Below are 13,770 nucleotides of genomic sequence, written 5' to 3'. Positions count from 1 at the left end.
GAGCGGGTTAGAGCGCGCTGCGCGCGCTCTAAACGATCGCCGTCGCTTCGCTCCGGCGGCTCGGCTTCGCCGAGCTGTCCCGCGCTTCGCGCGGGACGAACGAGCCTGCTTCGCAATCTCGTTAAGGAAGTGTCAGGTCCCGCTTCGCAGGGATCCTGGCCCGGCTTCGCCGGGCTGCAGTGCTTCCGCACTGCTTCGGTCCTTCCGCTTCGCTTCAGGCCCGATGGCCCGCTGACGCGGGCCCGGCCGGCAGTGGGGTGGGGGCGCGGTTGCTCTGTCCTGACGAGGGGAAAGGGGGGTGCCTGTTCCCTTTGATGCAGGTCTGCCTGGGCTCATCCCCCGCGCTTCGCACGGAGTAGACATGAACGGGACTGCTCTGCCGCTCTGTTGATGATGCATTGGTTCGGCTATCGAGCCGTCCTCGCGTCCTACCGCTCCATGCCTCAGGGGCAGGGCGCAGCCGGCAGCCATGGGGGGTGCTGGGGAAAGCTGATGCTGCGTTGGGCGCAGCATGGGGGTGGTTGGGCTTGGCATCAGGTTGGCGATCAGGCTTCGCGGTGTTGGCGGGTCCTCCGGAAGGTTCGGTTTGTCGGTGGCTGATGTTGGTCGTCGTCAGATGTGGTGGAGTGCTTCCTTCCTGGAAAAATTTCTGAGTATCCGAGTTTGCCGTTAGTCCCCCTTTCTTGGCGGAGTTCGCATGGGAGCGAGATGGTGAGGTGATGGCAGGTCAGCCGTCGTTCCTGGCGGGCTTGGAGACTGTGGTGTTGTCGGTCCGTTCTTCTTCGTCGAACAGTGCGGTCAGCAAGGCTTCGTGTTTCGTGGCGAGTTGGCCGTTGCGCTGTTTGGTGCGCGTTTTGGCGAGCCAGGGGCCGATCATCACGCGCTCGCCGTCGACGACGATGGCTTCGCGTGCGGTGGGAGCGCGGCCTTCCCTTGCGATGAAGAGTTCGAGGAGTTGGACGGTCTGCTCGAAGGAGCGGCGTGTCCGGCGGGTCGGCTGGAGGGGGTTGGTGTCGGGGGTGAGACCGATGGCGGTGAGGAGGGCCTGCTGGCCGGGGTGGAGCTTGTCCCAGTGGGTGAGTTGTCGGTGGAGCCAGCGGCCGGCTTTGACGCTGCCGATGAGGGTGTCGAGGTGGAGGGCGGCGGGATCGTTGCCGGCCTGTAGGTGGTGGCGGATCAGGTGGTATTTGCGGTGCCAGTCCGGGCCGTGCGGGAGCTGCCAGTGGGGGTCGATGGTGGCGATATCGGCGGTGCGGTGTGCGTCGAGCCGACCGCGGGCAGCCAGGGAGCGTTGTTCGGCGAGGAAGGCGCCGCCGGGGGTGGTGGTGGGGATGGCGAGGTGGCCGTGGGCAGCGTGATAGGCGGCCACGGTGGTGAGGTTGGCCCGCCAGGCGGCCTCGTGCTTGTCCCAGATCATGCCGAGGGTAGCGAGTTCGGCGACCCAGTCGGCCTCGATGCGGCCGGCCCGGTGGGCGTCGCGCATGCCGGTGATGAAGCTGCCCAGGGCGTAGCCGGTGGGGTCGGTGTAGTCGGCGGGGACGTCGAGGTGGCCGTGTTGGTCGTGGAAGGCCTGGGCTGAGGCGAGGCCTTCGCGGCGGGGGCGTGAGGTGGTGTCGCGGGGGTCGAAGGCGATGAGGTCCATGGCGCGGGCGATGCGCTCGGGGTGGACGGTGAAGTCGAAGTGCCAGCGGTGCTGGATGAGGCGGCTGGTCTCGGTGGTGAGGCGGTTGGTCTTGCTGGGGAGGCGTTCGAGGATGCGGTGGTCGTGGCTGGCCAGCGCGGTGGTGATCGCCCAGACGGGTTCGTAGGGGGTGCCGAGGATGTTCTGTGGGTCGGCGTCGGGTGGGATGTAGACGGGGACGATGAGGCTGGCGGTCTTACCGGACACGTCCAGGCGCAGGGCGCGGCCGAGGCCTTGTGCGCAGCGGATGATGCTGCTGGTGGGGTCGGCGAAGACGACGGCGTCGACGCTGGGGATGTCGATGCCTTCGGCGATGACTTTGGCGTTGGTCAGGATCGCTCGGGGTGTGGCGGCGAAGCGGGTGAAGATGTCGGCGCGTTCGTCGGCGGTGTGGTCGCCGTGGACGAAGAAGACGTCCGGGTCGAGGCCTGGGAAGCCGTCGGGGTCGGTTTGGCGGAGGCGGCGCAGCGTGTGGGGCAGTTCGCGGGCGAAGCGGATGGAGTCGTCGACGAGGTGGAAGAAGACCAGGACCCGGCGCAGGGAGTGCTCGGTCATGGCTTTGAGGACGGCGAGGTGGAGGGCGGTGGTGCGCAGCGCCTCCTCGGGCTCTGTCTTGGTGCTGGTGATGGTGCCGGGTGTTGGGAGGTTGAGGCGGGTGCGGAGTTCGGTGTCGGTGATGGTGGGGATCACGATGCGGTAGTCCGCGGCCACTCCGTCGGCGATGGCTTGTGCCAGGGGGTACTCGTAGATTTTCTTTCCGTAGATGGCCTCGTTGTCCATGCTGTTTGTTGCGGTGGGCGCGGGTGGTGCGGGTTCGGGGGTGGTGGGGGGTCGTCGGGGGCGGGTGGTGTCGGCGGAGTCGGTGAGGTCGGGGGCGGTGAAGCTGCGGGGGGTGGCGGTCATGTAGAGGCGGCGCACAGCCCGGATCCGCTGGGCGTCGTTGATCACGGCCCACTTCTTGTCCGCCCGGCCGGCGATGCGGTGGGCCTCGTCCATGATCGCGAGATCGAACGCGGGCACGGTGTAGCGGGTGTGCTGCGTCGCCTCGATCTTGTCGAGACTGTCGTAGGTGGACAGGACCGTCAGCGCGGGGATCTGATCGTCGTTCGAGCCTACGACGGACATCAGGGCGGCCAGGGCGTTCGAGTCGCTGGTGGAGCCGATCTGGGCGGTGGCCAGGGCATTGTGGGCGGCGGTGTCCATCGATGACACGATCACCATGTGCTCGCTGTGGCCGTCCCGGCGCCACGCGAGCGCAGTCTGCGCAGCCAGATCCAGCGTGGGCACCACGACCAGGACCAGGCGTGCCCGGAGTTCGTCCGCGGCCCGGATCGACACCAGCGTCTTACCCGTCCCCGTCGCCGCCACATACAAGGCGCGGGTATGCGGGCGCCGCAGATACCGCACGATCGCTGCCAGACCCTGCTCCTGGTCCGGACGCAACGCGGGCCGTGCTGGGTGGTGGAAGTCGGATGTGGTCATGCCGACATGATGACCCAGAGTCTCGCCAGCAAGATGGGTCTGTACAGGTGAGTGGTGCAACTCCCGAGCTGGAAACGACAGTTGATGACGGACGCCGGGTGGGCTGGAGTGCGGGATCTGCTGCCGGTGCCGGGGTGGCTCGAGGGGCGGGGGCGGGGGGCGGGGGGTTACTGCCATCGGAAGATGGTCGACGCGGTCCGTTACCTGGTCGACAACGGCATCAAGTGGCGGGCGATGCCCACGGACTCCCCCGCCTGGGACCGCGTCTACGCCTTCTGGCGGCGGTGGCGGAACAAGGGGCTGATCAGCGAGTTGCACCGGGCGTGCTGTTCGAGGGCGACAGCCTGGGGCGGTGGATCCGACGGCAGAAGCATCCCGGCAGCTGGGCCAGCTGTCGCCCGAGCAGCAGGAGCGTCTTGCCCACCCCGAGGGCTGCAAGGGCCCTTGCCGGGCGCGCACCCCGTACCACGAGATATTCGGCAGGGCCGGGGTGAGCGGCACGCGTCCGTCTGGGTCTGTCAAAAGTTCGGTGTAACCGGGGTTGTTGAGGTTATGGGCGGGCGGCGGAGAGTCGGCCGTCGAAGGTGATGTCGAAAGCGTTGAGTGCGGTCTTCCAGCGGAGGGCCCAACGGGCCTGGCCTTTGCCGGTGGGGTCGAGGGACGTGATCGCCAGATAGACGCACTTGAGGGCGGCCTGCTCGTTGGGGAAGTGCCCCCGGGCCTTGACCGCCCGGCGGATCCGCGCGTTGACCGACTCGATCGCATTGGTGGTGCAGACGATGCGGCGGATCTCGCTGTCGAAGCGCAGGAACGGGGTGAACTCTGCCCAGGCGTTCTCCCACAGGCGGATGATCGCCGGATACTTCGTGCCCCAAGCCTCGGTGAACTCGGCGAACCGTTCCAGGGCGGCGTCCTCGGTCGGAGCGGAGTAGACGGGCTTCAATGCCTTGGCGATCTTGTCCCAGTGCTGGCGGGCGGCATAGCGGAAGGAGTTCCGCAGCAGGTGCACGACGCAGGTCTGCACGATCGTGGCCGGCCAGACTGCCTCCACGGCGTCGGGCAGGCCCTTGAGCCCGTCGCAGACGAGCATGAGTACATCCCCGACGCCGCGGTTCTTGATCTCGGTGAGGACGTGCATCCAGTGTTTGGCGCCCTCGCCGCCATCCCCGGCCCAGAGGCCGAGAATCTCCCTTCGGCCCTCGGCGGTCACAGCCAAAGCCACATAGATCGGCCGGTTGGCCACCGCGCCGTCGCGGATCTTCACGTGGATGGCATCGATGAAGACCACCGGGTAGACCGGGTCGAGTGGGCGGTTCTGCCATTCGGCCATGCCCTCGAGGACCTTGTCGGTGATGGTGGAGATCGTCTGCCGGGAGACCTCGGCCCCATAGACCTCGGCGAGGTGAGCCTGGACCTCTCCGGTGGTGAGGCCCTTCGCGGCAAGAGAGATGACCATCTCGTCCACGCCGGACAGGCGCTTCTGCCGTTTCTTGACGATCTTCGGCTCGAAGGAACTGTCACGGTCCCGGGGCACGGCGATCTCCACCGGCCCGACTTCGGTGAGCACGGTATTGGCGCGGGAGCCGTTGCGGGAGTTGCCGCCGTTCTTCCCGGACGGATCGTGCTTGTCATAGCCGAGGTGATCGGTGATCTCGCCTTCGAGGGCGGACTCCAGCAGCCGCTTCGTCAGCTGCTGCAACAGGCCGCCCTCGCCGGTCAGTTGAAGACCTTCGGCCTGTGCCCTGGTCACCAGCTCGTCGATCAGCTGGTCGTCGACAACCGTGGTCTGCTGCGGCTCGATCCCCGCGCCGGCTTCGGCCTCGTGGTCACTGCTCATCGGTGCATCCTCCATGGTCGGGGGTTACACCGAACGATTTACAGTCCCATATTCGGCAGGGCCGGGGTGAGCGGCACGCGTCCGTCTGCACCGCACTGTGGGGTGGGCTCTTCTTCCAGTCCGGGAGCCGTAATTGATTGTCAGTGGTGGGTGAGACGGTAGGAGCATCGAGTGGGAATGAGGGGGAGCCTGTCATGTCCGGAGACCAGAACTACATCAATCATGTTGCTCTTGTGTTGGATGCCAGTTCGTCCATGTCGCGTCTGAGCCGTAAGGTCGTCGAAGTCGCCGATCAGCAGATCGCCTATTTGGCTCGCCGGTCGAAGGAACTGGACCAGGAAACCCGGGTCACGGTGTACGTTTTCGCGGACAAGGTGGAGTGCGTCATCTACGACAAGGACGTGCTGCGGATGCCGTCTTTGAAGCAGCTGTACCGGGTCGGTGGGATGACGGCTCTGCTGGCGGCCACGCTGAAGTCGCAGAGGGAGCTGGCGCGGACGGCACAACTGTACGGCGATCACAGTTTTCTGACGTTCGTGCTGACCGACGGTCAGGAGAATGCAAGTCACCGCTGCGCGGATGCTCCTGTCAGGGGTCCGCGTGAACTGGTTGCGGCAGTGGCCAGGATGATCGAGACGCAGGAGGACAACTGGACGTTGGCTGTCCTCGTGCCGGATCAGATGGGCAAGCGTGAGGCCATGCAGTGCGGTTTCCCGAAGGACAACATCGCGATCTGGGACGCCACGAGCACACAAGGTCTGGAGGAGGCCGGGCAGGTCATCCGGCAGGCCACGGAGAAATTCATGGTGGGCCGTGCCCGGGGAATCCGGGGTTCGCGGGCGGTGTTCTCCACGGGTGCCGAGGCGGTCAACAAGGAGACCATCGAAGCAGCTGGTCTCACCCCGGTGGATCCATCGGAGTTTCAACTGATACCGGTGGCCCGTGAAGCGGCGATCCGGGACTGGGTCATCGAATGCGGGCACACATACCGTACCGGTGGTGCGTTCTACCAGTTGAGCAAGTCGGAGAAAATCCAGGCGCAGAAACAGATCGCGGTGCTGGAGAAGAAGACCGACCGGGTGTTTACGGGGCCGCAGGCGCGGGCGCTGCTCGGCCTGCCGGACACGGAAGTCCGGGTCAAGCCGGACCACAACAACGACTTCACGATCTTCGTGCAGAGCACCAGCGTGAACCGGAAACTCGTAGCTCACACACGGCTACTGTTGATGATCTGACCCCTCGAAAGTGTCCCAAGCCGCCGCCGAGTCCCGCCGTCCCGTGGTCTCCACTGAGCTTGTTCCGCTTGGATGGACACGGTTGGTGTGGTGGTCAGGCTGCGAGTGCGGTCTCGTATTCGGCGGGGCTGCGGTAGCCGAGGGCGCTGTGCAGTCGGTGCAGGTTGTACCAGCCTTCGATGAATTCGAAGATCGCGGTGCGGGCGGTGGCCCGGCTGGGCCAGGCGGTAGTGCCGAGTAGTTCTCGTTTGATGGTGGAGAAGAACGGCTCGGCGAGCGCGTTGTCCCAGCACTGCCCGGTGCGGCCGATCGACAGCCGGACTCCGAACTCGGCGGCCAGAGCGGCGAACTGCTGACTGGTTTTATTGGGCGAGGTTGTCGCGCGTCAGACTTTGTGGCAGGGCCCGTTGCTTGCGGGTCCGATTCACGTGAGGAGTCTGATCGTTCATGCCGAAACCACCGGTGCTGCCGGCGGAGGAGAAGGTCCGGATTGTGCTGTCGATCCTGGCCGGTGAGGTCACCGTCGCCGAGGTCGCTCGGCGGGCGAAGGTGTCCGACCCGACTCCGGGAACTGGAAGCGCCAGTTCCCGGAGTCGGGTCGGGCCGGTCTGACGGCCGGCAAGTCCGGGGCCCGGCAGCCGCGAACAGCAACTCAAGGCCGAAATTGAGGTCTTGACGCAGACGCTGGGTGAGGCAGCGGTCGAGCTGCGGGTGTGGAAGAAGTCGGCCGAGGGCGGCCGGGCCCTTCGAGGACCTCGAGGTGATCCGCATCGATGCCGGGCATGCCGACCGCGAGGTTCTGCCGTCTGATCGCCGTGCCGGGCGCGGGCCCGGCACGGCGGCGAAGACCTCAAGGGGCCGTGGCCGCGCCCGGCCAGGCAGCGGGTGGCCGAGGCCGCTCGCCGGCATGCGCTGGCCCACCCGGCCCGGGGCCACCGCAAGGTCTGGGAGATGTGCCGGTACGAGGGCCATCCCGTCTCACAGGGCCACGGTGCTGAGGCTACTGCGCGACCAAGGGGCTGCTGCTCGAGGCGAACTACCAGCACGAACACCGACAGCTCGCCGATCGGCGCAAGGCCGCCTTCGCCACCGAGCCCACAGGCGCGAACCAGGTACGGCAGCTGGACATCTCCGAGTTCGAAACCGTCGGCGGCGGCACCTGGCAGCTGGCCGGCTGCCGCGACTACTGATCGAAGTACGAGCTGAGCCGGCACATCTCACCCACCGCGAACCAGCACGATGCGATAGTCGCGATCGAACTCGCCCTGGCCGAGGCCGAGCGCCTCGCCGGTGCCCCGCCGGCCGACCTCGCTCCACCCGACGCCAAGGACACGGTCCAGCCTCGGGTCACCATCGTCACCGACAACGCCGGTGTCTTCCGCTCCTTCCGCATCGCAGCGTTCATCACCACCCGGCCCGAACTGAGGCACGTACGCACCCAGGTCCGCACTCCGGGCCCAAACAGCTCACGCGAACACGGCATCGGCTCACTGAAGTACGAAAAACTCTTCCTCGAGGAGATCCCCGACGCCCTGGACCTTGGTCCGTCACGCCGAGGACTACCAGATCGAGTACAACACCGTCCGCCCCCACACGACACCCGCCTGGAACCGCCCCCACACCGACAAGCCGACGCACTCGAACTCATTCTGTCAACTCCTGGTGCGATGACACAGACTCCAGTGGCACCCACCCCTCTCGACCGTCAAGCGAGCGGCACCAAAGCCAGCCGCTCGGCAAATCCTCCGCCCATACCTCAAGGGCATCGCCAACAGCCGTGAGCAGTTCTGTCGTGTCATAGGGGACCTGGACCTGGACCTGCCCCGACGGGCCGGACAGGTACCTGGCCGGAACCCAACCGGAACCATGCGAGCCGACTACGAAGACGAACGCGGGCCATTCGTCGCTGCGCTCCCCCGCTTCGACCAGCTCCCCGACGACCAGCCGCATCGGTTCACGGGCCGGAATCTGATGCGCGGAAACGGCGATGACTCGTCTGATCACGAGTTGACGCTGCCACAAGTCCACTCACCGTGCAATGCCGGCCGCGGTCAGGTGAGCGCAGATGCCGCCGGATCGGATCGAGCGGCTATGACGCCTTTTCGGACCACCGTCCTCGTAGGGGTTGCTCTGAGCAGACGGGAGCCCGGGGACGCCGTCCATCAGCGGGTTTGTCCAGGGCACGCCCCCCGTCGGCCGTTTCCCCGGCGATCCAGGATCCGGAGTTTCCCGGCCCCGGTTGGTCAGCGCGAGTGCGGTCGGTCTGTGGCGACCGCGCTGCCCGCGTCACCCCGCGAGCGTGTCCAGTTCCTCGCCGATCGCCTCGCGCACCGGGTCGTGCTGCGGACCGAGTGCGTACGCCGGGTCGCTCCACCTCTCCAACGGATACAGCCACACGGGCATCCCCACGAGGTCGGCAGGCTCCCACTGGAACCGCGGCCACACGTGGGCATGCAGGAATCCGTCGGTGTTCCCCAGGATCTCCAGATTCACTCGCCGGAAAGCCGGGTCCAGCCGCCGGCAGGCCCGTTCCGCCGCCTCGCCGAGCCGGTCCATGTCCGCAAGAAAGGCCAGCCGCCTGACCTTCGGCAGGTCCGACAAGCGCTGCACCTCGGGCTCGTCCGTCAGGAGCACCGAGTATCCGGGGAGGAACTGCACATCCCCGATCACCGCGAATCCCGCTTCCAGCCGCCGGAGCACTGCGGGATTCCCGCCCTGCAGCGCGCTGCCGACGCGGTCCCTGCGCCAGTCGTCACTCATGACGGACAACCCTACGCACTGGTGATCAGCGCGGCTCACGCGCGTGGGTCGAACGACATTTTGCTTGTCGGACCAACCGTCGCGGGCCGCACCACGCCACGCCCATGACGTTCACGGGCGGTCACGACGCCTGCATCAGTGTTCCTGAACCGTCGGGCGCACCATGATCTCGTTGATCGCGACGTGCGGCGGCTGGGTGATCATGAACGTGAGACACCGGGCGACGTCCTCGGAACGCAGCCAGGCCTGCTGCGGCAGTCCACGGGCGGCCCCGGCTCCGGCACCGGTGGCCATCTCCGTCGTGGTCATCCCCGGTTCCACCAGCCCCACCCGGAGTCTGCGGCCGGTCACCTCCTGACGCAGTGCCTCGCTGAAAGCACCCACCGCGTGTTTGGTCGCCGAGTAGACGCTGTTGTTCTTGCGTGCGATGCGACCCGCGAGCGAGCTGACGTTCACCAGGTCGGCCGCCTGACGCGGGCCGTCGGCCGCGGCGTTCAGCAGGTGCGGGAGCGCGGCCCGCGACGTGTGCAGGACGGCCGTGAGATTCAGGTCGACGGTGTGGTCGACGTCCTCGGGATCGATCTCCTCGAATGGCCCCATGGTCACCGAGGCGGCGTTGTTCACCAGGATGTCCAGTCGCCCGAAGGTCTTTGCGGCTTCCTCGACCGTGCACCTCGCCTGGCCGGAATCGCGCAGGTCGGCCGTGAGGACGGCGCACGAGCCACCCGCGTTCCGGATCGTGGCGGCCAGTTCCTCCAGCCGTCCGGTCCGCCGGGCCACCAGCGCCACTGCGGCCCCTTCCCGTGCCAGCGCCATCGCCGTGGCCGCCCCGATACCGCTGGACGCCCCGGTCACCAGCGCGGCACACCCCGACAACGGCAGACCGGTCCCGATCCCGCCCGTTCGGATCGGGGCTTCGGTGCTCCTGACACCGTGGTCGTGCACACCCATCCTGGTCTCCGCTTCAGCCGGTCCGACGTCGGACGGGCCCAACACCGTCCAAGCGGCCCGCCCGGCCGCTCACCGAGACCTCTCGGCTGACACCATCTCAACCCCGGGAGCTCACCCTGCGCACCCCACCACGCCGAACACCCCAGTTCATCGCCACCGCCCCGGCCCGGACAGGCCAGGGCTGCACCGTGATGGTCGTCCCGCCGTCGATGCTGACGGCTCCGCACCCACGGCATCGCTGCTCAGATGTGCCGCATCCAGACGTTGGGTTCGCAGTACACGCCTTCGTCGGCGGAGCGGTCGATCCGGAGCAGGCTGAGCCCGTCCGGAATCACGTAGTCGCCCGATGCCGGGAAAACCATTCCGGTCCAGCGTTCCCACTCGGCGACCGTGCCGGTCATGGTCTGCGACGCAGGTGCGGCCGCGACTATCTCGGCCCCCAGGCGCTGATGAGTCCGGATCCAGGGATCCATGGCCAGCCCGTCCTCGCGGCACCACGCCATGAAGGTCTCGATCGGTGTCAGCGGGTACCGCGCCTTCGTCGTCGGCCGGACCGGGGCGACGACACGGGCCAGCCCAGCGTTCTGCGCCGTCCGCCGCAAAGCCGTGAGCATTTCGCCGGCAAAGCCGCGTCCCTCGAGTGCGGGAGTGACGACCGCCCCGCAGACGACCAGGGTGTCGGCGTCCACCCCGTGCTCGCGGCCCTCGACCGCGCGCACCAGGGCGTCGGTGTAGCCGGTGGGAAGGGTCTGCGGCAGACCGTCCCAGGTGACAGGCACTCCCCAGCCCGCGGCTACCGGCGTGTCGTCGGCCACCAGCATCAGGTTCAGGTCGGCGAAGAATTCCCGCACCCTGCCTATGAAATCCTTCACCAGCCGGTCGGCCGTGATGAACTCCGGGAACCCTTTGCTGAAGAGCTCCGACAGCTGTTCGTCCGACCATGTCCGCGCATCGGCGCGCTCCACCTCGAAGACCATGGCGCGATCCTGGCACACGCCCTGCTTGGCGGTCTCTGCCCGGAAGCGCTCACGTCCCGGGGGCGTCACCGACGACTGAGAGGTGCTCAGCGGGTCGCCACGACCAGCCGGGCGCGAGGGCCGCCGTCCGCGCACCGCCCCAGAGCCTCGAGGGGCAGCAGGTCCACGGTGAATCCGACCCGTTGCAGGTCGGCCATGACATCGGCGAGCCGGAAGGTCCGGTAGTACATGACGAATTTCGGCCGCCACACGGCATTGCGGACGCGCATCACCGCGTCGAACCCCCACAACAGCCAGTAGTCGCGTGAGCCGACCCGCGGTGGGGCCGCCACGGGAAAGACGAAGCGTCCGCCGGGGCGCAGTGCGTAGCGGACCTGCGCGAAGAGCGCGGGGCGTTCACGGGGCAGGAAGTGGCCGAAGGCTCCGAAGCTGACGGCCAGGTCGTGGACGGGTGCGAACGGCAGGTTGCGGGCGTCGGCGCGGACGAAACCGACGGCCGGCGGTCTCGGCTGCGGCGGGTGGGCCTCACGTGCGACGGCGAGCATGCCCACGCTGAAGTCGATGCCGGTGACCCGGTCGTGGCACAACCGGCGCAGAACGCCGATGCCGGCGCCGGTGCCGCAGCAGACGTCGAGCCCGGCGTCGAAGGGCCCGAGGGGCTCCAGGGCCTCGGCGACGGCGGCCAGCATGCGTTCGGGCGTCCGGAAGGGGGTGCGGTCGAAGTCAGGGGCGAGCAGGTCGTAGCCGCGCTCTACGGACGACAGCGCCTGCACCACAAGGTCACGGAACGTGGGGCCCTGATGGGTGAACACACCACCCAAACTAGCACCGCGTCATCGGCCGCCACCCCCGAATCGGTTGCTGCAGTGGCCCCGGGCAGGTCGGGACGCGACGTGTCGGTACCCCTGCGACCGGCCATGAGCCGGTAACTTCCTCAACTCCCCCGACTGTCGGCGCTCTTGTGCTGTACCTGTCACTGCGTCATTCTCTCTGCGATGGGAAGCGGAATCAGACCAGCCGGTTTGCCGTTCCGTGCGGACGCTCCCTTGGAGGAGGACTACGCAGTGATACCAGCGATGAGCATGTCCCGACGCCGCAGAACAGCCGGCCTGGTGGCAGCGGCGACAGTCGCCGCACTCGGCTTCACCCTCTCCGCGCCGGCGAACGCTGCGCAGCAGTCCCGGGAGACCGGCTACATCGTCACCCTCAAGGGCGAGCCGGGCGCTCTGACCCTGGCATCGGCCAGGAAACAGAGCTCGGCCGTCGCCGCACGTCACGGCGCCGAGGTCGGCCACACCTACACCGACGTCCTGCACGGGTTCTCCGCGCGCATGACCCCGGCCGAGGCGGCCGCTCTTGCTGCCGACCCGTCCGTCGAGAAGGTCAGCCCCGACCGCGTTCTGAAGGCCGCGGCCAACCAGGCCTCGCCGCCGTCCTGGGGGCTGGACCGCATCGACCAGGCCGACCTGCCGCTCGACAACGCGTACACCTACCCCGACACCGCCGGAAGCCAGGTGACCGCCTACATCATCGACACCGGTGTCCGGATCAGCCACCAGGACTTCGGTGGGCGCGCCTCCTACGGCTACGACGCCATCGACGACGACATGACCGCGGCCGACGGACACGGGCACGGCACGCATGTGGCCGGCACCGTGGCCGGAACGTCCCACGGTGTAGCCAAGAACGCCGACATCGTCGCCGTCCGCGTCCTGGACGACAGCGGCTCCGGCAGCACCTCGCAGGTCGTGGCGGGGATCGACTGGGTCACCCGGAACGCGCAGAAGCCGGCCGTAGCCAACATGAGCCTGGGCGGCGTGGCCGACTCGGTGCTGGACGACGCCGTCCGCAACTCCATCGCCTCCGGCATCACGTACAGCATCGCTGCGGGCAACTCGAGCGCGCCGGTCAGCACCGCGTCCCCTGCCCGCGTCGCCGAGGCCGTCACTGTGGGGGCCACGACCAAGTCCGACTCGATGGCCACGTACTCCAACTACGGCTCCGGCGTGGACATCCTGGCTCCCGGGTCGTCGATCACGTCGGCCTGGAACACCGGCGACACCGCCACCAACACGATCTCCGGAACGTCCATGGCGGCCCCGCACGCGGCCGGGGTGGCGGCCCTGTGGCTGGCCGGGCACCCCACGGCCACCCCGTCCCAGGTCGGCAACGCGCTGACCTCGGCGGCGGCCCGGGACAAGATCAGCGGAACGCTCCTCTCCCCCAACCTCCTCCTCCAGACGACCAGCTGACCGCCGCCGTCCTGCTCCCGGCCCCCGGCACTTCCCATCCTCGGGGCCCGGGGGCACCGGGCCGGCCGGCGCACCGATCGATCGCTCCCACCCCTCAGGACGGCAGACTTCTCAGCCCGATCGGCATCGGCCTCCGGGTCTCAGGGAACCGCTCCGCTGTCATGAGCACGACTCATCGCGCAGTCCCCCGCAGCAATCCTGCGAAAGAAAGATCCCCATGCGACTGTCCCGTATCGCGGCCGCTCTGTCCGCATTCCTTCTCTCTGCCGTGTTCGCCCTCACCGGGGCCACCACGGCCTTCGCCGCCGGCCCCAACTACGTGGCTCTCGGTGACTCGTACTCCTCCGGCCTCGGCGCCGGCAGCTACGACAGCGCCAGCGGCGACTGCAAGCGCAGCAACGCCTCCTATCCCGCGTTGTGGGCCGCGAACAACGCCCCCGCCTCGTTCTCCTTCACCGCCTGCTCCGGCGCCACCACCGACGACGTCCTCGCCGGCCAGCTCGGCCCCGTCAACAGCTCCACCGGCCTGGTCAGCATGAGCATCGGGGGCAACGACGCCGGATTCGCCGACGTCATGACGACCTGTGTGCTGTAC

General features: G+C 67.9%; 14 protein-coding genes. 5 read left to right on the top strand and 9 right to left on the bottom strand.

Annotation, left to right across the window (positions count from 1 at the left end; all coding sequences use genetic code 11):
* Window positions 1-727 precede the first annotated feature (727 nt).
* Window positions 728-3,163 (bottom strand): DEAD/DEAH box helicase, encoded by a 2,436-nt coding sequence (locus M1E25_RS22875; RefSeq protein WP_251418722.1) that lies wholly within the window; start codon window positions 3,161-3,163, stop codon window positions 728-730.
* An 84-nt stretch (window positions 3,164-3,247) separates the two neighbouring features.
* Here M1E25_RS22875 and M1E25_RS22870 point away from each other — a divergent pair, with 84 nt between their 5' ends.
* On the top strand, window positions 3,248-3,751 hold the full coding sequence (locus tag M1E25_RS22870) for a transposase (RefSeq protein WP_251418719.1): 504 nt from the start codon (window positions 3,248-3,250) through the stop codon (window positions 3,749-3,751).
* Here M1E25_RS22870 and M1E25_RS22865 read toward each other — a convergent pair.
* On the bottom strand, window positions 3,714-5,000 hold the full coding sequence (locus M1E25_RS22865) for an IS256 family transposase (protein ID WP_251418717.1): 1,287 nt from the start codon (window positions 4,998-5,000) through the stop codon (window positions 3,714-3,716). The two genes, M1E25_RS22870 and M1E25_RS22865, sit on opposite strands and share 38 nt — an antisense overlap.
* Window positions 5,001-5,194: 194 nt before the next feature.
* Here M1E25_RS22865 and M1E25_RS22860 point away from each other — a divergent pair, with 194 nt between their 5' ends.
* Window positions 5,195-6,235: a vWA domain-containing protein gene (locus tag M1E25_RS22860; protein ID WP_251418715.1), complete on the top strand. Its 1,041-nt coding sequence runs from the start codon at window positions 5,195-5,197 to the stop codon at window positions 6,233-6,235.
* A gap of 94 nt (window positions 6,236-6,329) precedes the next feature.
* Here the strand turns inward: M1E25_RS22860 and M1E25_RS22855 are convergent, their stop codons facing one another.
* Window positions 6,330-6,545: an integrase core domain-containing protein gene (locus tag M1E25_RS22855; protein ID WP_372501330.1), complete on the bottom strand. Its 216-nt coding sequence runs from the start codon at window positions 6,543-6,545 to the stop codon at window positions 6,330-6,332.
* Between the two features lie 137 nt (window positions 6,546-6,682).
* Here M1E25_RS22855 and M1E25_RS22850 point away from each other — a divergent pair, with 137 nt between their 5' ends.
* The gene (locus tag M1E25_RS22850) at window positions 6,683-6,847 is read left to right on the top strand and encodes a hypothetical protein (protein WP_251418713.1); all 165 of its coding nucleotides are present in this window, start codon (window positions 6,683-6,685) and stop codon (window positions 6,845-6,847) included.
* Between the two features lie 605 nt (window positions 6,848-7,452).
* Here M1E25_RS22850 and M1E25_RS22845 read toward each other — a convergent pair.
* The 6 genes from M1E25_RS22845 to M1E25_RS22820 form a co-directional block, all read right to left on the bottom strand.
* On the bottom strand, window positions 7,453-7,665 hold the full coding sequence (locus M1E25_RS22845; protein ID WP_251418711.1) for a hypothetical protein: 213 nt from the start codon (window positions 7,663-7,665) through the stop codon (window positions 7,453-7,455).
* A 214-nt stretch (window positions 7,666-7,879) separates the two neighbouring features.
* Window positions 7,880-8,239 carry an SH3 domain-containing protein gene (locus M1E25_RS22840; protein WP_251418709.1) on the bottom strand — a complete coding sequence of 120 codons (360 nt, stop codon included), beginning with the start codon at window positions 8,237-8,239 and terminating at the stop codon, window positions 7,880-7,882.
* A gap of 282 nt (window positions 8,240-8,521) precedes the next feature.
* Complete coding sequence (locus tag M1E25_RS22835; RefSeq protein ID WP_251418707.1) at window positions 8,522-8,995, bottom strand: HIT family protein; 474 nt, start codon at window positions 8,993-8,995, stop codon at window positions 8,522-8,524.
* 135 nt (window positions 8,996-9,130) lie between these two features.
* Window positions 9,131-9,946: an SDR family oxidoreductase gene (locus M1E25_RS22830; protein ID WP_251418705.1), complete on the bottom strand. Its 816-nt coding sequence runs from the start codon at window positions 9,944-9,946 to the stop codon at window positions 9,131-9,133.
* Window positions 9,947-10,188: 242 nt separating this feature from the next.
* Entirely contained in the window at window positions 10,189-10,923 is a 735-nt protein-coding gene (locus M1E25_RS22825; protein ID WP_251418703.1) for a hypothetical protein, read from the bottom strand.
* A gap of 86 nt (window positions 10,924-11,009) precedes the next feature.
* Window positions 11,010-11,735 (bottom strand): class I SAM-dependent methyltransferase, encoded by a 726-nt coding sequence (locus M1E25_RS22820; RefSeq protein ID WP_251418701.1) that lies wholly within the window; start codon window positions 11,733-11,735, stop codon window positions 11,010-11,012.
* A gap of 264 nt (window positions 11,736-11,999) precedes the next feature.
* On the opposite strand from M1E25_RS22820, the gene M1E25_RS22815 reads away from it, so the two are divergent.
* Both M1E25_RS22815 and M1E25_RS22810 read left to right on the top strand, forming a co-directional pair.
* Complete coding sequence (locus tag M1E25_RS22815; protein WP_308290468.1) at window positions 12,000-13,175, top strand: S8 family peptidase; 1,176 nt, start codon at window positions 12,000-12,002, stop codon at window positions 13,173-13,175.
* 217 nt (window positions 13,176-13,392) lie between these two features.
* Window positions 13,393-13,770 (top strand): GDSL-type esterase/lipase family protein (locus M1E25_RS22810; protein WP_251418699.1); only part of this gene is annotated, 378 nt, incomplete at its 3' end.

The sequence above is a fragment of the Streptomyces meridianus genome (genome assembly GCF_023703325.1).
GTDB classification, from domain to species: domain Bacteria; phylum Actinomycetota; class Actinomycetes; order Streptomycetales; family Streptomycetaceae; genus Streptomyces; species Streptomyces meridianus.
The sequence above is the reverse complement of the archived record's forward strand: the minus strand, read 5'-3'. Positions and strand labels throughout refer to the sequence as shown.

Coding starts and splice junctions, on each gene's coding strand:
- M1E25_RS22865 (WP_251418717.1), bottom strand. CDS start 5,000: ATGAGCAGTGACCACGAGGCCGAAGCCGGCGCGGGGATCGAGCCGCAG.
- M1E25_RS22830 (WP_251418705.1), bottom strand. CDS start 9,946: ATGGGTGTGCACGACCACGGTGTCAGGAGCACCGAAGCCCCGATCCGA.
- M1E25_RS22825 (WP_251418703.1), bottom strand. CDS start 10,923: ATGGTCTTCGAGGTGGAGCGCGCCGATGCGCGGACATGGTCGGACGAA.
- M1E25_RS22850 (WP_251418713.1), top strand. CDS start 6,683: ATGCCGAAACCACCGGTGCTGCCGGCGGAGGAGAAGGTCCGGATTGTG.
- M1E25_RS22870 (WP_251418719.1), top strand. CDS start 3,248: ATGACGGACGCCGGGTGGGCTGGAGTGCGGGATCTGCTGCCGGTGCCG.
- M1E25_RS22815 (WP_308290468.1), top strand. CDS start 12,000: ATGAGCATGTCCCGACGCCGCAGAACAGCCGGCCTGGTGGCAGCGGCG.
- M1E25_RS22860 (WP_251418715.1), top strand. CDS start 5,195: ATGTCCGGAGACCAGAACTACATCAATCATGTTGCTCTTGTGTTGGAT.
- M1E25_RS22835 (WP_251418707.1), bottom strand. CDS start 8,995: ATGAGTGACGACTGGCGCAGGGACCGCGTCGGCAGCGCGCTGCAGGGC.
- M1E25_RS22875 (WP_251418722.1), bottom strand. CDS start 3,163: ATGACCACATCCGACTTCCACCACCCAGCACGGCCCGCGTTGCGTCCG.